Below are 24340 nucleotides of genomic sequence, written 5' to 3' on the forward strand. Positions count from 1 at the left end.
CCATATAGTAGTAAACGAAAGACCTTTCCTATGTTTAGATAGGAAAGGCCTTCAGTCGACAAAACTTATTTTATTTTTCTTGGTAATCCAGTGCCGCGGCACCTAAAACTTTTGCAGCTATAAGCATTGCATTTTCATCAAAGTCGAATTTTGGATGATGATGTGGGTAGGGATCAGCAGGTTTTGCGCCCGTAAAGAAAAATGTTCCCGGAACTTTTTCCATATAGTATCCGAAATCTTCTCCGCCCATTTGCGGTGTCGATTCGACGACATTTTCCGCACCCAACACGGTATCGGCAACGGACTTCAAAAACTCTGTTTCCGTTTCATGATTCACAACTGGAGGATAGCCGCGTGTATATTCAAAGTCAATCGTGCAATCATTTGCAATTGCGGTACCATCAACCACTCGCTTCATTTCTATTTCCATTAAATCACGAACTTTTGGGTTGAATGTTCGAACCGTACCTCCCATTTTTGCAGAGTCGGCAATGACGTTGAACGCATTATCCGCGATAAACGAACCAATAGACAAGACTGCAGAATCAATGGGGTTGACCCGGCGTGAAACAAGCTGTTGCAAGTTAACAATCAGTCCAGCTCCAATAACGATTGCGTCTTTCGTTTGATGAGGTGCAGCACCGTGCCCGCCTGAACCGTGAATTGTAATGTCAAATCGGTCAGCTGCAGCCATAACGGGTCCTGTTAAGTATTCAATTGTGCCGGCTTTTGTAAGTGACCATAAATGCGTCCCGAAAATCGCGTCAACACCGTCGAGACAGCCGTCTTCAATCATTGGTTTCGCACCCCCTGGGGAGTACTCTTCGGCATGTTGGTGAATGAATACGTATTCGCCCGCAAGTCCTTCACGCAGTTCGAAAATAGCTTTTGCGAGTTGTAGAAGTGTAGCCGTATGTCCGTCATGTCCACATGCGTGCATTACGCCGGGTACAGTCGACTTATACGGAACATCTTTTTGGTCCTGAATGGGAAGAGCGTCAAAATCAGCTCGAAGTGCAACTGTTTTACCAGGTCTTCCACCTTTCACACGTGCAACAACACCATTACCACCCACACCTGTACGAACTTCCACACCAAGATCAGCATAAAAATCGGCAATGTATTTCGCCGTTTTTTCCTCTTGAAAAGACAACTCGGGATTCATGTGAAGATAGCGCCTTGTAATAACCATCTCTTCATAGGCATTTGTAAGCTTTTCAAATAATTGGTCTTTCAATTCATTACCCCTTTCAAAAACGAACTAGTTTGAATGTTAATCCATTAATTGTATCAATTAAAAGAGTTTCGGGCAATGAAATAAAAAAGCGCAATCCAATTAAGGATTACGCTTTATCTTCGTCTTTTGGCGTTTTATAAGTTGTTATATAGGAAGCGCTCGAAAAAATATGTGGCTTTTTTTCAATACCGGCCTCGTTCGCATCTTTTGCTAGCGCCTCGGAAAAAGCGGATGTGTTTTTAAATCTAAGATAATAAGATGAATTTTCCCACTGAGTTAAAATAGCATATGTGTTGGAGTCGAGTGGGCGAAGAAGTCGATATGCAACAAATCCCTGCTCCGATTCGATCAAACCGGTCCGTGTTTTGAATAGGTGTTCAAAAATCGGACTTCCTTCATCTGTAACGGGAATGTTATTGAATGCAAAGTATCCTTCGTCCGAAAGAGCACCTGAAGTGCTAATTACTTCAAATCTCCGTGGAGTTTGAAAAACGGATTTTCCTTCTGTTTCATGCAATAAGAGAGTGGTTCCTTCACCGTTCATCAGTTTAATATTTTCTGAGTGATGCTTTTCTTTCAAGCTTTTCATAAAGTTCCTAGTTCCTGAAGTTGTGTATATGTACATGTATAAAAACCCCCTAATTAAAATTATATCCTACTCTATAGTTTCCCCCAAATTTGAATTCAAAACAAACAATGACGGAAGTGTGGCGGGAAGACGTACACAATCTTATGACATTCGGTGTATTTGCTATACAATATGCGGGAAAAGCTCTAAAATTTAAGACGGATATACAACTGTAAGTAAAATATAATAACGAAAGTGGGAATCTCTTTAATGACTAAGTTTAACGATACACTTCTTCGTGCAACACGCGGCGAAAAAATTGAGCACACACCGGTTTGGTATATGAGGCAGGCAGGCCGTTCGCAGCCCGAGTATTTGAAAATAAAAGAAAAATATTCATTAGAAGAAATTACACAACAACCAGAACTTTGTGCATACGTAACGAAACTTCCAGTCGATCAGTATAATGTCGATGCTGCAATACTTTATAAGGATATTGTCACACCACTTCCAGGAATCGGTGTTGATGTGAAAATAAAACCCGGCGTTGGTCCTGTAATCAGTAATCCGATTCGTACCGTACAAGATGTATATAATCTTGGCGATTTGACTCCGGAAGATGATATTCCATTCGTTTTAGAAACGATTAAAATCTTAACGAAGGAACAATTGAACGTTCCATTAATCGGTTTTGCAGGTGCTCCGTTCACTCTTGCAAGCTATATGATCGAAGGCGGCCCTTCGAAAAGTTACAATTTAACGAAGTCATTTATGGTGTCAGAACCTGAAGCATGGTTTGCTCTAATGGACAAGCTTGCAGATATGACAATTACGTACATCGGAGCACAAGTAGCAGCGGGTGCGAAAGCAATTCAAATCTTTGATTCATGGGTTGGGGCACTAAACGTCTCTGATTACCGAATCTTTATTAAACCTGTGATGACACGCATTTTCACAGAGCTTCGTAAATTGAATGTTCCACTGATCACATTTGGAGTTGGTGCAAGTCACTTGGTAAATGAATGGCAAGATCTTCCTGTTGACGTTGTCGGTCTTGACTGGCGTTTGTCGATTAAAGAAGCGGGCGAGCGCGGAATAACAAAGCCTCTTCAAGGAAACTTAGATCCAGCCCTACTTCTTGCGGATTGGAGCATTATCGAAGATCGTGCGAAAGTCATTATTGAACAAGGTGTAGAACACGGCAGTCATATTTTCAATCTTGGACACGGCGTGTTTCCAGATGTAAAACCGGCAACACTAAAAAAACTAACAGAACTAATTCATACGTACAGCGCAGAATTGCGTAAAGCCAAAGGTTAACAAATTGAGAAGGTGGCCACTATTATGAAGAAAAAAATTGGTTTACTCGTAATGGCATACGGAACTCCTAATAAAGAAGAGGATATCTTACCGTATTACACACATATTAGGCGCGGGCGTCCGCCAGCACCTGAACAACTCGAAAATCTACAAGAACGATACGCAGCAATAGGTGGGATTTCTCCACTTGCTAAAATTACCGAGAAGCAGGCAAATGCATTATGCGAGCGTCTGAACACAGCGCAAGACGATGCTGAGTACATTGTTTATATTGGATTAAAACATATCGCACCTTTCATTGAAGATGCCATCCAGCAAATGAACGAGGATGGTATAAAAGAAGTAGTCTCCATTGTTCTTGCACCTCACTTCTCGACGTTTTCCGTTAAGTCATACAACGGTCGTGCAAAAGAAGAGGCTGATAAATACGGCATGACGATTACATCCGTTGAAAGCTGGTACAAACAACCGAAGTTTCTTGCTTACTGGACAGATAAAATCAAGGGATCTTTTGAAAATATGAGTGATGCAGAACGTGAAAATGCATGTCTTATTGTTTCCGCACATTCACTCCCAGAAAAAATCATTGCAAATGGGGATCCCTATGCGGATCAGTTGCATGAAACAGCAGAATTAGTTGCTGCTGCGGCGGGCGTTACGAATTATGAAGTCGGCTGGCAAAGTGAAGGCCAAACAGGGGAACCATGGCTTGGACCGGATGTACAAGATTTAACACGCAGCTTACACAAAGAAAAAGGATACACAACATTTGTATATACACCTTTAGGATTTGTGTCCGATCATCTAGAAGTACTTTATGATAATGATTATGAGTGTAAAGTTGTTTGTGATGAAATCGGTGCATCGTATTATCGTCCAGCAATGCCGAATACCGACCCGTTATTCATAAATGCGATGGTCGATGCGGTTTTGGAAAAGCTATAAGAAATACAATAAATTTAATTGGAAGTGATGAAGGACATGGGCGAAATAAATAAGAAAGTCGTCATCATTGGCGGTGGAATTACTGGACTTGCGGCAGCGTTTTATATGCAAAAAGAAGCTCGTGAAAAAGGACTTCCACTCGATGTATTACTCATCGAAGCGTCAAACCGTCTTGGTGGAAAAATTCAAACGATTCGGCGAAACGGATTTATCATCGAACGTGGCCCGGATTCATTCCTAATTCGAAAAAAGAGTTTCGGGATATTGGCAGAAGATCTTGGCATCGAAAAAGAGCTTGTTCGCAACTCAACGGGACAAGCGTATATTTTGCTGAATAAAGTACTGCATCCAATTCCACTCGGTTCTGTAATGGGGATTCCAACTCAACTCGGACCGTTTGTTTCTTCTGGACTGTTCACACTTGGAGGTAAACTTCGTGCGGCAGGAGATTTATTTTTACCCCGTTCTGGTATAGAAGGGGATCAGTCTCTTGGTGGATTTTTTCGCAGGCGCTTTGGCAGTGAAGTTGTGGAAAACTTAATCGAGCCTTTGCTGTCCGGGATTTACGCAGGTGATCTTGACAAACTTAGTCTGGAGTCGACGTTTCCACAGTTTAAAGAAGTTGAACAAGATGACCGGAGTCTCATTCTTGGCATGAAAAAAACAACGCCTAAAAAAGTACCTCAAAAAGAAGGGTACGGAGCTAAGCGTGAAGGTGTTTTCCATACATTCCGAAACGGGCTTGAAACAGTTGTTGAAGCTCTTGAAGAACAATTGGAGAAAGACTCTGTAATGAAAAATGTTCGGGTAGAACAAATCGACAAAGCAGGCGAGAAAACAGTCTTGACGCTAAATAATGGTCAGACGATTGAGGCAGATGCAGTCATTATGACCACTGCACATGAAGTCGCGCGCAAGTTATTTAAACCGCATGGCTTATTAACGGAACTGGCAGATATGCCATCGACAACTGTTGCGACTGTTGCAATGGCATTCCCAGAAGAATCGATTGTACAAGACCGTGAAGGAACAGGTTTCCTCGTTTCTCGAAACAGTGATTATGCCATTACGGCATGTACATGGACTTCTCGTAAATGGCCTACGACGACACCAGACGGAAAAGTACTTATTCGTTCTTATGTCGGTCGTTCCGGAGAAGAGTCCATCGTTTCACTATCGGATTCGGATATAGAAAAAATTGTTTTAACGGATTTGCGAAAAGTAATGGATATTAAAGAAGACCCTGAGTTCACCATCGTATCAAGATGGAAAGAAGGCATGCCTCAATATGTGGTCGGTCATCGCGAGCGACTTGGGGCGGCGCGTGTTGAAATCGCCAAACAGTTTCCAAATGTGAAGTTAGCTGGCGCGTCTTACGAAGGCGTTGGACTTCCGGATTGTATTAATCAAGGAAAAGCAGCAATGCAAGAAATTTTAGAAGCATTGTTTTAAATAAAATCGGGGTCCGCACATACTGAGTTACTGCAAAGAACGTTTGCAATAGCTAATTGTGTGGACTCCTTTACTTTATCCACAAAAAGAATTGCATCAAAAAAGCAGCTGCTTGGATGCACAATCAGCTGCTTTGTTTTTTATAAGATGTTGCAAGCATCGCATTTATTACCGTAACACTCGTGCTGCTCTTCGATTTCTTCTCCACAAGTAGCACATTTTTTAGCGGGCAAGTTTTTAAAAAACTCAATGATGTTTTCCATCATAATTCTTCAACTCCTCTTCGTGTTTTGTGATAGTACTAAAGGTCTTTTATTTCTTTGTGATAGTACAGGCTAAGCAAAAAAATCAGTTGTTACAAGTGTCGCATTTGGTACTGTAGCATTCGTGTTGCTCTTCGATTTCATTTCCGCAAGTAGCACATTTTTTAGCAGGTAGGTTTTTAAAGAATTCAACAACGTTTTCAATCATCTAATGTCATCTCCTTGTATGTTATGTTAGAACTAAAATATGATTCGTTTTTTTGTAATAGAATAGGCTGGATAAAAAATTAGTTGTTGCAAGCGTCACATTTAGTAACGTAGCATTCATGTTGTTCTTCGATTTCATTTCCGCAAGCAGTACATTGTTTGGCTGGTAAGTTTTTAAAGAACTCAATTATATTTACAATCATCTATGTCATCTCCTAGTTTTTTGTATTAGAACTAAAGTAAGTTTATTTATTTGTAGTAGTACAGGTTGGGTAAAAAAAATCAACTGTTGCAAGCGTCGGATTCATGCTGTTCTTCAATCTCATTTTGACAAAGGGAACATGTTTTTGCCGGTAGATTTTTAAAAAAATCGAGTACGTTTTCTAGCATGTTTGTTCTTCTCCCCTTTCAACCTGTACTGTAACTCGTTTGTATATTAGTAGTGTATTATAACAAGCAATCAAATGTCAACACATTTATGGACTTTTCAGATAAAATAAACTATAAGACTTATACGAAGGAGCGGTATACATGTATTTCATTGATAATAAAGGAATTACAGATCCACAAATTAACTTAGCAATCGAGGAATATGCGCTGCGAACAATGGATATTGAGAAAGATTCATATCTACTGTTCTATATCAATGCACCTTCGATTATCATAGGGAAAAATCAAAATACAATAGAAGAAATCGACACCGAATATGTGGATTCAAACGGCATTAAAGTGGTAAGACGCCTGTCTGGTGGCGGTGCGGTTTACCATGACTTAGGGAATTTGAATTACAGCTTCATTACAAAAGATGACGGCGAATCATTTCGTAACTTTAAAAAATTCACAGAGCCCGTTGTAAAAGCACTTGCGGAAATGGGTGTAACAGCAGAACTCATCGGACGCAATGACATTCTTGTAGAGGGACGTAAAATTTCAGGAAATGCTCAATTCTCAACTAATGGTCGTATGTTCAGTCACGGAACCTTGCTGTTTGATACAGCGATAGAAGAAGTTGTGTCAGCCCTAAAAGTGCGGAAAGATAAAATTGAATCAAAAGGAATTAAATCCATTCGCAGTCGAGTTGCAAATATAACAGAATTTCTCGAAGAGCCAATGACAATCGAAGAGTTCCGCCTTGAAGTATTAAACTCCATTTTTGAAGGAGAAGAAAATATTCAATACGTCGAATTCACAGATGATGATTGGACAAAAATTCACGAACTATCCAAAGAGCGCTATGCAAACTGGGACTGGAATTACGGAAAATCACCAAAATTCAATATGCAACATTCACACAGATTCCCAGTAGGCGGCATCGACGTTCGTCTTCAAGTAAACAAAGGAATCATCGAAGACGTAGCCATTTTCGGAGACTTCTTCGGAGTAGGCAGCGTCTCAATCGTTGAAGACAGCTTAAAAAACATCAAATACGACCGCCAATCAATCGCAGAAGCAATCGCTCCCATAGACCTCCCAACAATTCTAGGTGGGATTACAAAAGAAGAATTTCTTCAGTTGGTTTATTAATACTGATTATTGAACTAAAGAATCCAGCCAATTGCTGATTTCCGTTCCAAGCGGACGCTTTCCGGAAGAGAAGAATAAAAACCATTCTTCTTTGGGCACGGCTTCAGCCGCTTCCCTCGCCACGCTCAGTCCAGGGTCTTCAGCCGGGAAGAATTGAACTACATTCTTCCTTGTTCCCGCAGGAGTCGCCGCTTTCCACTCCAATCAGCTGGAGAATGGGGGAATCATAAATTCAACATATATAGTTTTCAAACGGCAATTAAAGAACGAAGTGACAGTACAAACTACGAACCGGTATACAATCCCAAGAGAATGTACAAAAGAGCGTAGAAGCGTCCAGCGTGAGCCGTTGTGCTGAGACAGATAGTGCACTTTCTATCTGGCTCAACACGAAAGGCCATCGCCAAGCGCCAAGCGAATTTGGAAACTACTCACTAGGAGAAACCGCAAAACACAACACGTTCAAAAGGAGGAAAAGATGGAGAAACACCGTATTTTTATCGTTGAAGATGATCGGAAAATTGCACAACTGTTAGCAGACACACTTCGGAAATATCAATACGATATTGCCATAATCGAGGACTTCGACCAAGTGACTGAAGAATGTCTCGCTTTTGACCCACATCTCATACTACTCGACATCAACTTACCGTCCTACGATGGCTACTATTGGTGCCGTCAATTACGGATACATACGACGTGTCCTATACTATTCATTTCCGCGCGTTCTGGTGACATGGATCAAGTATTTGCACTCGAAAATGGCGGAGACGATTTCATCACGAAACCTTTCCACTATGAAATCGTCCTTGCAAAGATAAGAAGTCATTTACGTAGATCCTTCGGAGAATACGCACCAAGTCAATCAGAACGTACCATTAAGCGCGGAAAAATGTGTTTATTTATCGAACGAATGGAACTGCATTTGAACGATGAGGTTGTACCACTGCAGAAAAAAGAATGTGTGATCCTTGAACTTTTAATGGAGGCCTCTCCAAAAGTTGTTTCTAGAGAAAGTTTGCTGGAAGAGCTTTGGGACGACCAATCCTTCGTTGATGAAAACACATTAAACGTAAATATGACACGTGTTCGTAAAAAACTTGCCGACTACAATGTGTTGTCAACAATTGAAACGGTTCGCGGCGCGGGTTACCGCTTCATTCCAGCCGCGGAGGAATTATGACAACAAGTTGGTTATTCATCCGTGAGCATGTGTCACTGCTTATATTCCAAACGATTCTTGTCCTTTTTATATTTTTATTATACTGGCTGGATGGTTTCCGAGATTACAACACAGCAATTTATTCACTAATCATTAGCATCCTTTTAACACTTGGTTATTTAAGTGGAAAGTATATATTAAGGCGTTCCTTTTATAATGCAATCAATCGGAAGCCAGAAAAAATGGAAGACGCACTGATTCGATATGCGCCGACACCAGAACACGCGAAAATGTCCTTGTTTATGCGTGCACTTTATAAGATTTATCAAAATGAAGTGCAAGCACTTTACGCATCACAGCATCGCCAACAAGACTTTATGAATCACTGGATTCATCAAATGAAAACGCCAATTTCGGTCATTGGGCTATTGTTGCAAGAAGAAGGCGAACTGGACCGGGAAAGCATAGCGGAGGAACTTGGGCGAATTCAAAATGGGTTGGATACTGTGTTAATCAATGCAAGACTTGAAACGTTTGAAAACGATATGCAAATCGAAAAAATTAACTTGAAACAATTTGTCCAGGAAGTTGTGAATGAGCATAAACGATTGTTTATAACGAATGGTGTGTTTCCAGTTATTTCAATAGAGGACAACTTTGTCGTAGCAACAGATCCAAAGTGGATGAGAATTGTGTTACTACAGTTTATAACGAATTCAGTGAAATATACGTTTGAAGGTGGAAAGAAAGTGTACCTGAATGCAGAATCTGTAGAACATGGAATTTTGTTTAGCGTGCGTGATGAGGGAATTGGAATACCGAATTCCGATTTGAATCGACTTACAAAAGCATTTTTTACAGGCGAAAATGGAAGACTTACTGGTGAGTCAACGGGAATGGGGCTGTTTATTGCCTCAGAAGTATGCAATCGTTTGGGTCATAAGCTCAAAATTGAATCGGAACAAAACGTTGGAACGACTGTGACGGTGCTATTTGAAAACGGGGAATCGAGGGAGACAGATGACACTGAAAAAAGTCGTAGAACTAAAAGAAGTAACGAAGATTTATGAAGGAAAAGTGATGAATCGTGCTTTGAATCGACTTGATTTTGAAGCGATGGAAGGAGAATTCATCGCAGTAATGGGTCCTTCCGGAAGCGGTAAAACTACTTTGCTGAATTTAATATCGACGATTGATTTACCAACTTATGGTCAAATTAGTGTGAGTGGCGTTGAGCCGGAACTTCTTTCACAAAATGAATTGGCGTTATTTCGGCGACGTAATCTTGGTTTCGTTTTCCAAGACATCAATTTATTGCAAATGTTAACGGTAGAAGAAAATATTGTATTGCCACTAACACTTGATGGATTGCCCCTTGAGGAAATGGAAAGACGCGTTTCTGAACTCACTGAAAAACTGGATTTGTCAAAGATTTTAGAACGTCGGCCAGATGAGTTGTCTGGGGGTCAAGCCCAGCGTACCGCGATTGGCCGGGCACTTATTCATAAACCGAAAATCATTCTTGCCGATGAACCTACCGGAAACTTAGACTCGAAATCCGCAAAAGACGTTCTTGAGCTGCTTAGTTTTATTAATGAAACCGAAGGCACAACCATAATAATGGTGACGCATGATCCGATTGCTGCGAGTTATTGTGATCGTGTGTTGTTTATTAAAGACGGGGAATTTTTCAATGAAATATATAAAGACGAGCGTCGTCAAACTTTTTTTCAACGTATTTTAAATGTACTTTCGCTCTTAGGGGGCCATCATGACCTTTCGTCAGTTCGCTTACCGTAACGTTGTTCGAAATCGTCGAATTTACGCGGCCTTTTTTATGGCTAGTGTTTTTTCAGTCATGGTATTTTTCCTATATTCTATGCTGTTATTTCATCCGACCATTGAAGATAAATTCGTTCAGGAAATTGCAGTTATTGGGATGGGCGTGGCAGAAGTCGTTTTGTATGTTTTCACGCTGTTCTTTTTGTTTTATTCCATGCGCGCCTTTCTTCAGGCCAGAGCTAGAGAATTTGGCATATTACTCCATTTAGGGATGGCAAGGAGGCAATTGCAAAAACTCATTTTCATTGAGACGATGTTCATCGGAATCGCTTCAATTGTTGCTGGAACGATACTGGGTTTTGCATTCTCGAAGTTCTTTTTCATGGCTGTCCGTGAAATTGTCTTACTTCCCGCGTTGCCTCTATATTTATCGTGGCAACCTTTTGCCTTGACGATAGGAGCATTCCTAAGTTTATTCATAATCATTTCATTTGTTGCTCCAGTGTTTATTCGTTCAGGTGAGGTGGCGGATTTAATTCGCGGGAAGGCTTTTGAAAAGGGTGGAAGGGAGTATTCGAGAGGGTACGGTTATTTTGGACTCGTTTGTCTTGGAGCGGCGTATGCAATGGCGGCATTTTCTTCGAATACACTTATAATCGGGTCCGTTTTTATAATCCCACCGCTTGCGACCGTAGGAACGTATTACTTTTTCACAGATTCTTTACCTCTGTTGTTGCATATGCTGAAAGGGCAGAAGCGCTTGTATTGGAAGCATTATCGATTGTTATCGATTTCTGAAGGGATTGTTCGGCTACGAGAGAATGCACGGATGTTTTTCATCGTAACAATTGTTTCAACACTCGCTTTTATGTCTGTTGGAATTCTTGCGTCCTTAACATCGTTTGCTTCGCAGTATCGTGAAATGAATCCGCTTGGTCTGGTTTATAAAAGCGAGGCTGAAAATACTCTTGAAAGCGAACATATATCACAAATTCTAAAGGAATTGAATGAAAGCGAAATCGATTATTACTACCGAAAAGTTCCTATTTTATATCAAACCTCATCGTATTCCGATAGTACCGTAGCGATTCTAAGAATTACAGATGTCAATACGATTAGCGCACGCTTTGGGCATTTACCATACAAGTTAAATGAAGGGACGGCTTTATTTTTACCGCCTTCCGCTTCCACGTATAATCAATTGAACAGCCGTATCGTCAATACAGTGCTAATTGAAAGTGATGTCACTGTCGAAATTGCCGGTGCCTATCCGTTCCAGTTGTTTCCGGCACATTCGATTGGGACGAACGCTATTGTTTTGAATGAAGTCGATTTCAAAAAAATTTCACAAACGATTCCGAAAAGCGGATTGGAGCCAACTACTTATTACGCTTTCGACGTGCCTTTATGGCAAAAGACGAAGGACATTGGCTTGACGATTAACGATGATGTAACGGAATCGTTTATGCTCGGAACGACGAGTTTACTTCCTTATTCATTTGATAATCCGGGGATGAACTACTCGGTAATCCGAACGACGTTTTCACTTCTTCTATTAATTGGTTTATTGCTCGCGGCGGTGTTTTTTCTGGCGGCAGGCAGTTTTATCTATTTCAGATTGTACACAACGCTCGACCGGGACCGCAAGCAGTTTGATGTGTTAAGGCGAATGGGGTTAACGGATCGCGAGTTCAAAAAAATTGTCAATCGCCAACTGCTCCCGCAATTCTTTTTCCCGTGGAGTGTGGCATTTTTACACAGTGCATTTGCATTTTTATTTTTACAAGTAGTGTGGGATGCACTTGCGGAAATTTCGATTGTAAAAGAACTCGTTTTCGTACTCCTAGGGTTCACGGTTATGCAAATCGCTTATTTCTATTTAATTCGCTGGCGGTATTTGGCACATATTAAAGCTCCGGGATAATCTGGAGCTTTTTTTATTTGTGGAATTTGCGAAGCTCGCTTTTTGTTGGAATGTTTTCAAACCTTGTAATCTTAACACTTTTCTTATATAATGATTCTAGTAGTTCTTATGAATGGGTATTCATTCATTGTTGCCTATTCAAGTAGGAAAGGAGATCGTTTAGTATGAATTTAGTTTCGCGTGTTCGAGAAACAGCAAGATCACAACCGAATAAAGCAGCTTATCATTTTATGGGGAAAGATACTTCTTATGCGGAGTTCGACCAATCCGTTTCAATGTTTGCTTCTGCACTTCAGGATCTTGGTGTTGAAAAAGGAGATCATGTTGCATTTCTCTTGGGGAATACACCGCATTTTCTAATTTCGCTTTATGCAACGATGAGAATTGGAGCGACGGCGATACCGGTCAATCCGATTTATACGCCGGATGAAATCTCTTATATAATACATAACAGTGATGCGAAGGCCGTCATTGCACTTGACCTGTTGTTGCCACTTGTTGAACAAGCTGCAGGAGCGTTTCCGTCCGTAGAGCATTATATAATTTGTGAGACAGTTCCTGAAACACCTGCAAAAATAGCAGCATTACCGGAAAGCTTGAAACAAAAGGTTCATTCATTTAGTGGGTTAATTGCAACGGGACGACCGAATGTTGAGCCAGTAGATGTCGATGGAAATGAAACCGCTATCATTTTGTACACGTCTGGAACGACTGGACAACCAAAAGGAGCGATGCTTACACATACGAATATTTATTCGAATGCACGTGATATTGCCGATTATCTTGGCTTTTCACCAGATGATCGTGTCGTGGCAACGCTACCGGTATTTCATGTGTTTGCACTTTCCGTTGTTGTCAATGCGCCACTGTTAACAGGTGCGACGGTTTTGCTTCAGCCTAGATTCAGTCCGGCAGAAGTATTTAAACTTGTTAAAGAACAAAAGGCAACTGTCTTTGCGGGTGTGCCGACAATGTACAACTTCCTTTATCAATATCCAGACGGCAAAACGGAGGATTTTGAATCTGTACGTTTATCAATTTCGGGTGGTTCATCACTTCCGGTATCTCTTTTACACGACTTTGAAGAGAAGTTTGATGTGCGTATTTCGGAAGGATACGGTTTATCAGAAGCATCACCGGTAACTTGTTTTAATCCACTGGACCGGGACCGAATTCCAGGTTCCATTGGGACGAATATTATAAATGTGGAAAACAAAGTTGTCAATGAGCTTGGAGAAGACGTGAAAGACGGGGAAGTCGGGGAACTCATTGTACGTGGGCCAAACGTTATGAAGGGCTATTACAAAATGCCTGAGGAAACGGAAGCTACAATTCGAAACGGCTGGTTGTATACAGGCGACATGGCGAGGCGGGATGAAAACGGTTATTTCTATATCGTCGATCGGAAGAAAGATTTAATTATCGTTGGTGGCTACAATGTATATCCACGTGAAGTGGAAGAAGTATTGTTTGCACACCGAGATATTATTGAAGCGGCAGTTGTCGGAGTACCAGATGCTGATCTCGGCGAAGAGGTCCTTGCATTCGTTGTACTAAAAGAAGGAACTTCATTAACGAAAGAAGAGCTTCTTACGTACTGTGCAGCGCGATTGGCGAAGTATAAAATTCCGAAACACGTTCATTTCTTGGATGAACTACCGAAAAACACAACCGGTAAAATTTTAAAACGTTCATTGAAAGAATTAGCGACAATTTAATATAATTTCGATTGAGCCTTCCTAAGCATTTGGGAAGGTTTTTTATGTTGTAATTTTTAATTGAAAAACCTCTCTCCGAATTGGAAAGAGGTAAAACGCATGAACTACTAGTAGTAATAATTATTTTGATGCTTTGAACAATGTTGTTTTGAGCAACAGTGGCATTTGCAAGAGCATTCACAAAAACGCTCCTCGGGCTGATGTTTTGTACATTTGTGTTTTGAAAATGCGTGTTTATCAGCTTTCTCTACGGCACAACAAATTTCATCAAAGAAAAAGAATGACATGTCCATACCTCCTTTCTTATCAATTTATGCTGTTATGCCAAAAGTCTCTAGGACAAACGTATATGAAATAAAACTATTTATACAATCAATCATTTACAAAAGTGTGAATATTGTTGATAATGGGACTACTAAGAAGTTTTACCTGAAATAATCAACGTGAAAAAGAGAGTTTTATAGGGGGGAAGACGAGATGAAATGGACTGTCGGAAGAAAACTAACTGCAATTTTTTCCGTGATGATGATGTTGATTTTGGCGATGAGTATTGGTGGAATAATTAGTTCATACACGTTAAATCAAAATACGAATACCATTAACCAACAGATCATACCTAAAATCGATAGTCTTAATATACTAGAAAAAGGAACACAAAGTGTTTTGGGATTAACACAACAACATATCCTTACAAAGGGTAGTTCATACAAAATAGCATACAAAGAACAGATTGCAACGTACAAAATAAGTGTAGATGAGACAATAGAGTCGTATGAACATCTATTAACGGACCAAGCGGAGTTGGATATTCTGACGGAAGTGAAGGATATTTGGAGGCGCTTCAACAATCAAATCACAGGAATTATTATATTGAGTGATGGTGATTGGTATGCAGAAGCGACGTTGGAGTCTTACGGAGCGGGTCTTACAATGACTGAGATGAATGAGCAACTGGAATTACTTGGTTCTTTACATGATGCAGAATTAAATGTGATTGTTGAAAAAGGGGATTTATTATATACAACGGTGTTAATCATTTTGGCGATTGGTACGATTGTCGCAGTACTTATATCGATATTGGGAATTCGCTTTTTGCTTGGAACGATTCAAAAACCGATTGTTGCTTTATCTAAAAACTTCAAGTTAATGGCAACAGGAGATTTGACGATTGACCCAATAGAGTTGAAAACGAAAGATGAAATCGGACAATTAGGCGAAGACTTTAACATGATGTTGGCGCAATTCAGGCTGTTAATGACAAATTTACATCAGCATATTGATACGGTTGCTTCAACGTCTATCGAACTTTCAGCAAGTGCGGAAGAAACAATGTATGCATCCACACAAATCGCAAGTTCAATTATTGATGTTTCAGAAGGTGCATCGGATCAGTTGGAAAGTGCACGATCTAGCAATTTAATTGTTGATGAAATAACGGTTGGGATGGATCATGCAGCAGAATCGATTCAAAAAGTATCCGAACTTGCATTTTCAACAACAGACTTTGCAAAAACGGGTACTAAAATGATGGAGACAACGATGGAGAAAATGGATGATATTGAACGTTCTACAGAAATAACTGCGCTTGTTGTGGAGTCGTTGCATACTAAATCCATAGAAATTGGTAATATTGTTTCAATCATTACAAAGATTGCGGGTCAAACGAATTTGTTAGCACTGAATGCTTCGATTGAAGCTGCAAGGGCGGGAGAGCACGGCAGAGGTTTTGCGGTTGTGGCTAATGAAGTAGGAAATTTGGCAGCGAGTTCAGGTTCAGCAGCAAACAATATCCGACAGTTAATTGGGGAGATTCAAAAAGAAGTGGAGGAAGCAATTTCTGCGATGACGACTTCTAAAGAATATGTTGCAGAAGGGCTTCGTATGGTGCACCAGTCGGGGGATAGCTTTAATGAAATTACCCAAATGGTTGGTGAGGTATCTTCGCAGGCGGTAGAAATTTCAGCAATTAGTGAGGAAATTACCGCAAGCACGCATGCAATGAAGTTGATGGTTAATGCGGTTTCTACGATGTCTGAGCGCGCGGAAGCTAGTTCGCAAGATATTGTTGCGGCGGCTGAGGAACAAAACGCGACGATGGAGGAGATTTCGGCTTCTTCTGTTGTGCTGAGTTCGATGGCGGAGACGCTCCGAAATATGGTGTCGGTGTTTAAAATTAAATAAAGAAATTGAAAAACGCTGACCGTTTGGATAGGTTAGCGTTTTTCTGTATTTTAGTTCATGTTATCGTCGTCTGCATCCCATCTTCTTTTGTCGGGTCGGTGCATTTTACGGGAGTTGTTGTTGCGATTTCGGCTCTTCCAGTGTTGTTTCCTTCTGGGGTCTTGGGACAGTAGGTTTTCTAATTCCGCATCGTCCATGCTTTCTGCGACTTTTCGAATCTCATCTTCAAAAAAGAGTGACATGTCCACCCTCCTTCCTCTATATAACATACGAAAATTTTAGAAGGGCGATGGGGACAGGTGCATACTGTTTTGGAATAAAGTCCTTTTGTAGCTTTGTCGACCACCGTTGCACATCTCGCTGAATTGGTTGCACACCAAGGGAGATTCATTGCACACTACAGACATTTGGTTGCACATCTCGCCCGCGGTTGCACACTTACCGGTTTTCGTTGCACATCTCACTGAATTGGTTGTACACCAAGGAAGATTCGTTGCACATCGCAGACAATTCGTTGCACACCTCGCCGAATTGATCCCACACTTTTCCGCACTGTGCAGCAACCCCCGATAGAACTAATTTCACCGAGAATAAAGGAAAAGTGTTACGATTGTCGAAATAAGTAGATGGAGAACAATTTAGGGGGAATGAAGGTATATGGGAAAACGTAAAGTAGTGGCTGAAGATTTATATGCGTTGCAGTCTGTGACGAGTCCGGTGTTGTCGCCTTGTGGTGGGGAAGCGGTTTTTGTTCGGACGTATATTGATAAGGATGAGAATGACTATGTTTCGAATTTATTTCATGTGGATGTACTCAGCAATGAGGTGATGCAGTGGACGTATGGTAAGGAACGTGTTTCGTCTCCGGAATGGTCTGCGGATGGAACCAAACTCGCGTTTTTGTCGAATCGGGATAAGAAGAATCAGGTGTTTGTATTGTCGGCAAAGGGTGGAGAAGCGAAGGCTTTGACGTCGTTTGAAAATGGAGTGTCCGGTTTTTTATGGTCGCCGTGTGGAAAGAAAGTATGGGTCAATGGTTCTGTGAAGGAAGGTATGTCGTTTACCGATAAGGAAGAAAAAGATGAGAAGGAGTTAGCGGTGCCGTATCGTGTAACGAAAATGAAATACCAGATGGATACGGTAGGTTTATTGCCGCAGGATATGTTTAAACATATTGGTGTTGTGGATATTGAAACGGGTGAAGTGACACAATTTACTTCGGGCAATTACCAATTTACGCTACAAACGGTGAGTCATGATGGAAAGAAAATAATAATGAGTGTCAATCGGTCCGAAAATCTGGATTATGAGTTTGGTCAGCCGATTCTTATTGTGGATGTTGAAACGAAAGAGGAAACGGTTCTCGTCGATGAAGATGGACCTTTTGGTGGGACTGCGTTTTCAAAAGACGATCGATACATAGCATATGTCGGTGCGGATCGGACATTCGAAAATACGACGCACACCGATTTGTTTGTCTACGAAACTTTGGACGGCAGTCGGATGAATTTGACCGAGAGCATTGATGCGCCGGTTGGTGATTTTGTTGTTGCGGATCTTCAGCAAGGGGTCAATGCGCCAGCAGTTGTTTGGACAAAAGACAATCATTTGTATTTTCAACTGTCGACGATGGGCGATGTTCGTCTCTATTTCGCAACTCTTGAGGGGGAAGTGTATCCTGCTTCACCGGAAAATGAATATATATACGACTACGATATTTCGAAGGATGGGACGTTTGCAATTGTCGCCGTAAGTAATGCGATTTATCCAGGGGAATTGTTTAAACAAGAAATTGCAACGGGTGAACGCAGTGCAATTACTTCACTCAATAAAACGTATTTGGAAGAAGTAGAACTTATTGAACCTGAGGCAATTGTCTATCAAGGGGCAAAAGAGTGGGACGTGCATGGTTGGCTGATGAAACCGGCGGGGTATGTCGCTGGGGAGAAATATCCGTTAATCTTGAACATTCACGGTGGTCCAGCGAGGATGTATGCGAATTCGTTTTTCCATGAAATGCAGTTGTTGGCGGCTAAAGGATACGGCGTACTCTACTTAAATCCGCGCGGAAGTCACAGTTATAGCCAGGAGTTTGTCGATGCAGTTCGTGGTGATTACGGCGGCGCGGATTATGAGGATATTATGGCTGGTGTTGACTTTGTTACACAGGAAAATGATTGGATTGACACGAATCGTCTTGGGGTGACAGGTGGAAGTTACGGTGGATTTATGACGAACTGGATTGTTGGTCATACGAACCGATTTAAAGCCGCGGTAACTCAGCGCTCTATTTCCAATTGGATTAGCTTTTTTGGTGTTTCGGATATCGGTTACTTTTTCAACGATTGGCAGCACGGCGCGAATATGACGGATGTCGATGCATTATGGGATATTTCTCCGCTTAAATATGCAGAAAGTATTGAGACACCTCTCTTAATTTTACATGGTGAAAAGGACTTTAGATGTCCAATCGAACAGGCAGAACAGCTTTATATTACGCTTAGAAGTATGGGGAAAGAGACTGAGTTCGTCCGTTTTCCGGGTGCAGACCATAACTTATCACGGGAAGGTGCTCCGAATCTGCGAATTGCCAGACTGGATGAAATTACTGGATGGTTTGAGAGGTATTTGTAAGGTTTTAACGACTAGTAAAAGGTATAATGGGGTTACAATGGATTCACAATTGGGGGTAGTCCAAGTTGGCAATACACAATGTAATGGAAGACGTCATACGGGACGTGCTCAAAACGTATAAAGACCAATTGCATTTGACTTGTTCATGTGAACGTTGCATGAACGATATTATGGCGATTGCACTTAATAATTCTCCAGCACGCTACATCGTCGATGAAAAATACAGCCCATATGTCCGTGCAAATCATGAAATGGATCGACAAGGTGCTACGAATGTTTTGTCAACAGTTGCCAAAGCAGCGGCGATTGTTTCGAGTGATCCACGTTGCCCTCAATTAACCCAGAATACTAGATAGAATATAAAAACGAACGCCATCATATGAATGGTGTTCGTTTTATTTTTATAAAATAGTAGGAACCAGAGTGTACTTCGCTTATTTCCCTTTAAACACCGGTTTTCGCTTCTCTATAAATGCAGCTAACGCTTCAAGACGGTCCGCTGTAGGGATTGTCAGTTCATACGCTTTCCGCTCGATTGCAAGACCTGTTTGAAGATCTGTATTCATGCCGTTCTTAATCGCAAACTTTGCTTGTTGCAAAGCGATAGGCCCATTCGCTAAAATTAAATCCGAAAATCCGTTCGTTTCATCAATAAGGCTTTCGGCTGAAACAACTTTTGTAAGCATTCCGTACCCGTATGCTTCATCCGCAGTCAAACGTTTTGCTGTTAAAATCAGCTCAAGTGCTTTCGCTTCGCCTATTAACCGAGGCAAACGCTGCGTTCCACCGGCACCCGGAATAATTGCAAGACTTGTTTCAGTTAAGCCCATTTTTGCGGTATCGGCTGCGATACGGAAATCACAAGCGAGTGCCAGTTCCATTCCACCGCCAAAAGCAAAACCATTCATCATCGCAATTGTCGGTTGTGGCAAATTTTCAACCGCAGTAAAAACTTCACCGATTTTATAAATATTGCGTTTGACCTGGGCATCTGTGAGCGTTCTTCGTTCCTTCAAATCAGCCCCCACACTGAATGCACGGTCTCCGGCTCCGGTGAAAATAACAACCCGAATGTCCGGATTAATGCGTATTGACTCGGTAATTTGCCCGAGTTCAACGAGCATGTCGTAATTGAACGCATTCATTGTGCTTGGACGATTTAACGTCACAAAAGCACTATTCCCTTTTTGCTCATACTGAATTAATTCCATTACAAAATCCCCCTTTAATAAAACATCAACCTAAAGGGAATATACCACTTTTTCAGCAGTGTCGCCATAAAAGAAAGTTTTACATTTCAGCAACTTTAATCTAGTATAATAGTAGTAGTTGGATAAAATGATTGAAAGTGGTGAATTGTGTGAATGTATTTGTGGGAAGACAGCCAATACTTGATATCGATGGACAAATATTAGGGTACGAACTGCTTTATCGTAACAGTGAAAAAAACTCATTTCCGAATATGAATCCTGAAAAAGCGACAATCGAGTTATTGATCAATACATTCCAGTTAATCGGTGTGGACCGTGTTTCAGGTAGTCACTTATCCTTCATTAACTTCACGGCGAAATTGCTTACGGAAGATGTTTTTTCTAGTCTTAATCCAAAAACAGTTGTCATTGAAATACTAGAAGACGTTGAAATCACACCATCGCTTCTTACAAAAATGTACCGTTTAAAAGAAATGGGATTTGAAATGGCCTTAGATGACTTCGTGCTAAATGAAGAATACGAACAAAATTGGGTACTCTTCACCCTTATTAAGTACATTAAAGTAGATGTTTTAGCGACTTCTACTGAAGAAAGATTGCGTATTAGGAAATTCCTTGTTCAGTATCCCCATATTATTCTGTTGGCGGAAAAAATAGAGACAGAAAGACAATACCTTCTTGCGAAAGAGGCTGGATATACACTATTCCAAGGTTATTTTTTCGCGAAACCCGAAATTATTAAAGGGTATGAAATTCCTCAAATCATTACAAATAACTTCCAGATTATCGAAAAGATTAATTCAGATGATGCGAGTATTAAAGACATCGCTGGACTCATTAAAAAGAATATTTCTTTGTCTTATAACTTATTGCGATTCATTAACTCACCGGGTATCGGAATCACGCAAAAAATAACATCCATTCAACAAGCAATCGTCTTAATCGGTCTAACGGAGATGCGAAAGTGGATGCATGTTCTTGCTCTTCGCGAACTTCGTTTCCAAACGGCAAGCGGACGTGTTCATGCACTTACAAACTATTCATTAGGACGTGCAAAATTATGTGAATTGCTTGCGAATCATGCTCACAAAAAAAATGCCGATGAATACTTTCTAGCCGGATTGTTTTCACTTTTGAACGTTATTATGGGAAAAGAATGGGATGATATTTTAGCGAATGTTCCACTATCCAATATCGTCAATGAAACGCTTCGTGGAAATCAGACGGAAATTTCGACATATTTGGAAGTTGCCGTAGCCGCTGAACGTTTTGACTGGGAACGATTGGAGCTTCTTGCAGCAAAACTTGGACTTACCTATGAAGAAATTCTAAAATACTCAAATGAGGCCATTCGTTGGTCCGAAGACTTGAACGAATCCTAAAACGAAAGGACTGTTGCATATGACGCAAACGGTTTCATCTGAAGTAAGGGACTTTTTAACAGGCCGCATTTGGCTTCGGGAGCATACCCCTTTTTCGCCTCTCATTATCAATGAACATATTAAGAGGGGAGACATCGAGTGCATCCGTGGAATTACGACGAAAAAATCTGTTTTCCAACAACAACATCTGTGCAATCGTTGTGAAAACGACAACCCATCCCGTTTCACAACATTCAACTGCGCAAAATGCGGGGGGCCCTGTTCCTACTGCAGGCACTGCTTGAAAATGGGACGTGTTTCATCCTGTACAGAACTGATTTATTGGGCTGGAGAACAACCAATGTATTCAAAGAAACACGAACTTGCTTGGGAAGGAACACTGACCCCACGTCAACAAAAAGCTTCAGATGAACTTGCTGAAAGTACTGAACAAGGTATCCCGCATCTCGTTTATGCCGTATGCGGAGCAGGGAAAACAGAGATTTTATTCCAACCGATTCACCAGCAACTCATTAAAGGAAAACGCATATGCATTGCAGCTCCACGAGTCGACGTTATTCTCGAACTTGAACCACGATTCCGCACTGCATTTCCAAATACCTCCATTGAAGCGTTATACGGAGGGGCTGAAATCGGAACCGGTGGGCCCTCACAACTTATCCTCGCAACGACCCATCAACTGTATCGATTCCGTGAAGCATTCGACGTGATTTTTGTCGATGAAGCCGATGCCTTTCCCTACACGGCTGATGAAACATTGAGAAAAGCCGTCCGAAAATCCGCAAAACCAAATGCTCCCATTCATTCCGTCACAGCAACCCCGTCCACACAGCTCATCTCAGACATCCAAAAAACAGGACGTATTTCGTCGATTAACCGGCGCTACCATGGTCATCCGTTACCCATTCCAAGATTCGATTCACTCTGGAATTACACGCGACAAATATCAAAAGGACGTCTACCGAAAAAACTAATGGAATGGACTGAACAACGCCTTCGTAAAAAAGAACCTTTTCTGATTTTCTTCCATTCAATCGAACTTATGCGGAAGGCGGAGCCGATCTTCCAACAAATCCATCCATCAATTCATGCTGTCCACGCGTCCGATGAAAATCGAAAAGAACATGTTCAAAAGCTTCGAAACAAGGAAGTTCCGGGTCTCCTTACAACAACTATTTTAGAACGTGGCATTACGATTAAGAACGTTCAAGTTGCCGTCGTTGGCGCTGAACAACCGATTTTCAACAAAGGAGCCCTCATTCAAATTGGAGGTCGAGTCGGTCGTTCCGCAGAATATCCTGACGGCGACTTTGTTCTGTTCCACCACGGCATCACCTACGCCATGGACGATGCGAAAAACGAAATCCTTCAGTTGAATAAAGGATGCGTCCCCATATGAAAGAATGCCTCCTTTGCACCAAAAGACTCACCGACACACCGTCATGGAAATCACTCCTTGGACTGGACCAACAGACGATTATTTGCGAAGACTGTTCAAAAAAGTTTCAAAGAGCCGAAATAAAGGAAGAGGACATTTCTGTTCTGGATAAAGTAACTTCTTTATACACGTACAACGAGGCAATGCGGGACTACTTACATCAATTCAAATTTCTTCAAGACATAGCATTAGCAAGTGTTTTTGCAAATGAAATCCGTGCGCGTCTACCAAAAGATGCAGTCATTGTTCCCATTCCGATGCATGAAGAAAAGCTGATTACTCGGAGCTTTGCACATGTCGATGAAATGCTGAATAGTGCACACATCCCTTTTATTCATTTGCTGAAAAAAACTGGAACTGAAGTAATGGGCGAAAAAACAAAAGCGGAACGTCTTACAATGAAACCGCTTTTTAAATTGATTGACCCGCTATCTATTGATCAAAAAAGAGTTATAATTGTAGATGATATTTACACAACAGGCACAACACTTCGTCACGCAGCTACCGTCTTAAAAGAAGCGGGAGCTATACGTGTCGAAGCGGTCACGCTGATCCGTGCCTGAACAAAAGCCGAAATAGGAGATGGATACGATGGCAGAATTAAGAAATTGCCCAACATGTGGGACTTTTTTCAACTACACGGGCATCCGTGATGTATGTGGGAAATGTGCATCGAACGAAGAAAAGTTATTTGAAGAAGTATACAAGTTTCTAAGAAGACGTGAAAATCGTGCAGCAACAATTGAACGAATCGTTGAAGTAACAGGTGTCACAGAAGAACTTCTGCATAAATGGGTGCGTAGGGGAAGACTTCAACCGGCATTATTCCCAAACCTCGGATATCCATGTGATAAATGTGGCAAGCTAGCGACCAAAGGAAAGCTTTGCGAACCGTGTACAACAGAGCTCCACAACGACATCCGCACTTTTGACGCGGCTTTGGAATTTAGAGAGGCTGTTGAGAAAAAGGACGTCGCCACATACCATGCTGAAAAAAGACCCGGACGTTCTTAAATTAGAACTTCCGAAGGGCATTGTGTTTTCATTCAAAAGACCCTAAACTATAGCAATTTCAAACCGAAATAAGAAGTAACGATAATTAAACGAATCGAGAGGTGAGAGGAATATGAAAATAAACAAATTCAATGTGCCACCCATCAATCCATATAAAGCAAATCAGCTGAAAGTGGATAAGACGGAAACAAAAGTACAAAAACAAACCGATAAACTCGAAATTTCCAACGAAGCAAAACAACTCTCAGGAATTCCTTCTTATTCCGTTGAGCGAAACGAACGCGTACAAGAAATTAAAGCCGAGGTTGAAGCCGGGACATACAAAGTAGATCCCGAAACCATTGCAAAGAACTTAATTTCCTATTATAAGAGATGAAA

The 24340-nt window shown here is 41.2% G+C and carries 26 protein-coding genes; 17 read left to right on the forward strand and 9 right to left on the reverse strand.

The annotated features are described in order from the left end of the window. Positions 1–70 precede the first annotated feature (70 nt). Both ACP8HH_RS03650 and ACP8HH_RS03655 read right to left on the reverse strand, forming a co-directional pair. Positions 71–1237, reverse strand: a complete 1167-nt coding sequence (locus ACP8HH_RS03650; RefSeq protein WP_438315973.1) for a M20 metallopeptidase family protein — start codon at positions 1235–1237, stop codon at positions 71–73. 106 nt (positions 1238–1343) lie between these two features. After that, a complete protein-coding gene (locus ACP8HH_RS03655) occupies positions 1344–1862 on the reverse strand; it encodes an antibiotic biosynthesis monooxygenase family protein (RefSeq protein WP_438315975.1) in 519 nt (172 codons plus the stop codon). 213 nt (positions 1863–2075) lie between these two features. Here ACP8HH_RS03655 and hemE point away from each other — a divergent pair, with 213 nt between their 5' ends. The 3 genes from hemE to hemY are packed head-to-tail and all read left to right on the forward strand — an operon-like array spanning position 2076 to position 5522. Then, positions 2076–3125: a uroporphyrinogen decarboxylase gene (hemE, locus tag ACP8HH_RS03660; protein ID WP_438315978.1), complete on the forward strand. Its 1050-nt coding sequence runs from the start codon at positions 2076–2078 to the stop codon at positions 3123–3125. Between the two features lie 21 nt (positions 3126–3146). After that, positions 3147–4070, forward strand: a complete 924-nt coding sequence (gene hemH, locus ACP8HH_RS03665) for a ferrochelatase (protein ID WP_438319023.1) — start codon at positions 3147–3149, stop codon at positions 4068–4070. Positions 4071–4106: 36 nt separating this feature from the next. Beyond that, positions 4107–5522 carry a protoporphyrinogen oxidase gene (gene hemY / locus ACP8HH_RS03670; RefSeq protein ID WP_438315980.1) on the forward strand — a complete coding sequence of 472 codons (1416 nt, stop codon included), beginning with the start codon at positions 4107–4109 and terminating at the stop codon, positions 5520–5522. A gap of 140 nt (positions 5523–5662) precedes the next feature. On the opposite strand, the gene yhfH (ACP8HH_RS03675) is transcribed toward hemY, so the two are convergent. From yhfH (ACP8HH_RS03675) to yhfH (ACP8HH_RS03690), 4 genes are all read right to left on the reverse strand, one after another. After that, a complete protein-coding gene (gene yhfH, locus ACP8HH_RS03675; protein ID WP_438315983.1) occupies positions 5663–5788 on the reverse strand; it encodes a protein YhfH in 126 nt (41 codons plus the stop codon). Positions 5789–5870: 82 nt separating this feature from the next. Further along, entirely contained in the window at positions 5871–5993 is a 123-nt protein-coding gene (yhfH, locus tag ACP8HH_RS03680; RefSeq protein WP_438315985.1) for a protein YhfH, read from the reverse strand. A gap of 79 nt (positions 5994–6072) precedes the next feature. Further along, positions 6073–6195, reverse strand: coding sequence for a protein YhfH (gene yhfH, locus ACP8HH_RS03685; protein ID WP_438315988.1), 123 nt, complete (start codon positions 6193–6195; stop codon positions 6073–6075). Positions 6196–6274: 79 nt separating this feature from the next. Further along, positions 6275–6382: a protein YhfH gene (yhfH, locus tag ACP8HH_RS03690; protein ID WP_438315991.1), complete on the reverse strand. Its 108-nt coding sequence runs from the start codon at positions 6380–6382 to the stop codon at positions 6275–6277. Positions 6383–6523: 141 nt separating this feature from the next. Between yhfH (ACP8HH_RS03690) and ACP8HH_RS03695 the strand changes: the two genes are divergently transcribed. Next, complete coding sequence (locus ACP8HH_RS03695; RefSeq protein ID WP_438315994.1) at positions 6524–7516, forward strand: lipoate--protein ligase; 993 nt, start codon at positions 6524–6526, stop codon at positions 7514–7516. A gap of 6 nt (positions 7517–7522) precedes the next feature. Here the strand turns inward: ACP8HH_RS03695 and ACP8HH_RS03700 are convergent, their stop codons facing one another. Next, a complete protein-coding gene (locus ACP8HH_RS03700; RefSeq protein ID WP_438315997.1) occupies positions 7523–7720 on the reverse strand; it encodes a hypothetical protein in 198 nt (65 codons plus the stop codon). 274 nt (positions 7721–7994) lie between these two features. Here ACP8HH_RS03700 and ACP8HH_RS03705 point away from each other — a divergent pair, with 274 nt between their 5' ends. From ACP8HH_RS03705 to ACP8HH_RS03730, 6 genes are all read left to right on the forward strand, one after another. After that, on the forward strand, positions 7995–8699 hold the full coding sequence (locus ACP8HH_RS03705) for a response regulator transcription factor (RefSeq protein WP_438316000.1): 705 nt from the start codon (positions 7995–7997) through the stop codon (positions 8697–8699). Next, positions 8696–9748, forward strand: coding sequence for a sensor histidine kinase (locus ACP8HH_RS03710; RefSeq protein WP_438316003.1), 1053 nt, complete (start codon positions 8696–8698; stop codon positions 9746–9748). The genes ACP8HH_RS03705 and ACP8HH_RS03710 overlap by 4 nt, the downstream gene beginning before the upstream one ends. Next, positions 9699–10478: an ABC transporter ATP-binding protein gene (locus ACP8HH_RS03715; protein ID WP_438316006.1), complete on the forward strand. Its 780-nt coding sequence runs from the start codon at positions 9699–9701 to the stop codon at positions 10476–10478. The genes ACP8HH_RS03710 and ACP8HH_RS03715 overlap by 50 nt, the downstream gene beginning before the upstream one ends. Beyond that, positions 10450–12384, forward strand: coding sequence for an FtsX-like permease family protein (locus tag ACP8HH_RS03720; protein ID WP_438316009.1), 1935 nt, complete (start codon positions 10450–10452; stop codon positions 12382–12384). Before ACP8HH_RS03715 ends, ACP8HH_RS03720 begins: the two co-directional genes overlap by 29 nt. Positions 12385–12548: 164 nt before the next feature. Further along, positions 12549–14102 carry a fatty acid--CoA ligase family protein gene (locus ACP8HH_RS03725; protein ID WP_438316012.1) on the forward strand — a complete coding sequence of 518 codons (1554 nt, stop codon included), beginning with the start codon at positions 12549–12551 and terminating at the stop codon, positions 14100–14102. A gap of 477 nt (positions 14103–14579) precedes the next feature. Then, a complete protein-coding gene (locus ACP8HH_RS03730; RefSeq protein WP_438316014.1) occupies positions 14580–16283 on the forward strand; it encodes a methyl-accepting chemotaxis protein in 1704 nt (567 codons plus the stop codon). Between the two features lie 50 nt (positions 16284–16333). On the opposite strand, the gene ACP8HH_RS03735 is transcribed toward ACP8HH_RS03730, so the two are convergent. Then, a complete protein-coding gene (locus ACP8HH_RS03735) occupies positions 16334–16525 on the reverse strand; it encodes a hypothetical protein (RefSeq protein WP_438316016.1) in 192 nt (63 codons plus the stop codon). Between the two features lie 415 nt (positions 16526–16940). Here ACP8HH_RS03735 and ACP8HH_RS03740 point away from each other — a divergent pair, with 415 nt between their 5' ends. Together ACP8HH_RS03740 and ACP8HH_RS03745 are read left to right on the forward strand one after the other, a co-directional pair. Next, on the forward strand, positions 16941–18917 hold the full coding sequence (locus ACP8HH_RS03740) for a prolyl oligopeptidase family serine peptidase (RefSeq protein ID WP_438316018.1): 1977 nt from the start codon (positions 16941–16943) through the stop codon (positions 18915–18917). Positions 18918–18982: 65 nt separating this feature from the next. Beyond that, on the forward strand, positions 18983–19273 hold the full coding sequence (locus ACP8HH_RS03745; protein WP_438316021.1) for a late competence development ComFB family protein: 291 nt from the start codon (positions 18983–18985) through the stop codon (positions 19271–19273). A gap of 78 nt (positions 19274–19351) precedes the next feature. Here ACP8HH_RS03745 and ACP8HH_RS03750 read toward each other — a convergent pair whose 3' ends face one another. After that, the gene (locus ACP8HH_RS03750) at positions 19352–20128 is read right to left on the reverse strand and encodes an enoyl-CoA hydratase-related protein (RefSeq protein WP_438316024.1); all 777 of its coding nucleotides are present in this window, start codon (positions 20126–20128) and stop codon (positions 19352–19354) included. A gap of 149 nt (positions 20129–20277) precedes the next feature. Here ACP8HH_RS03750 and ACP8HH_RS03755 point away from each other — a divergent pair, with 149 nt between their 5' ends. The 5 genes from ACP8HH_RS03755 (at position 20278) to flgM (ending at position 24338) form a co-directional block, all read left to right on the forward strand. Beyond that, the gene (locus ACP8HH_RS03755; protein WP_438316027.1) at positions 20278–21510 is read left to right on the forward strand and encodes an EAL and HDOD domain-containing protein; all 1233 of its coding nucleotides are present in this window, start codon (positions 20278–20280) and stop codon (positions 21508–21510) included. Positions 21511–21796: 286 nt separating this feature from the next. Continuing rightward, positions 21797–22909, forward strand: coding sequence for a DEAD/DEAH box helicase (locus tag ACP8HH_RS03760; protein WP_438319025.1), 1113 nt, complete (start codon positions 21797–21799; stop codon positions 22907–22909). Then, positions 22906–23511 (forward strand): ComF family protein, encoded by a 606-nt coding sequence (locus tag ACP8HH_RS03765; protein ID WP_438316029.1) that lies wholly within the window; start codon positions 22906–22908, stop codon positions 23509–23511. The genes ACP8HH_RS03760 and ACP8HH_RS03765 overlap by 4 nt, the downstream gene beginning before the upstream one ends. Positions 23512–23539: 28 nt before the next feature. Further along, positions 23540–23962, forward strand: a complete 423-nt coding sequence (locus tag ACP8HH_RS03770) for a TIGR03826 family flagellar region protein (protein WP_438316032.1) — start codon at positions 23540–23542, stop codon at positions 23960–23962. A 112-nt stretch (positions 23963–24074) separates the two neighbouring features. Continuing rightward, positions 24075–24338, forward strand: a complete 264-nt coding sequence (flgM, locus tag ACP8HH_RS03775) for a flagellar biosynthesis anti-sigma factor FlgM (RefSeq protein ID WP_438316035.1) — start codon at positions 24075–24077, stop codon at positions 24336–24338. Positions 24339–24340 lie beyond the last annotated feature (2 nt).

This window comes from Sporosarcina sp. FA9 (assembly GCF_051550205.1).
Classification (GTDB): Bacteria; Bacillota; Bacilli; order Bacillales_A; family Planococcaceae; genus Sporosarcina.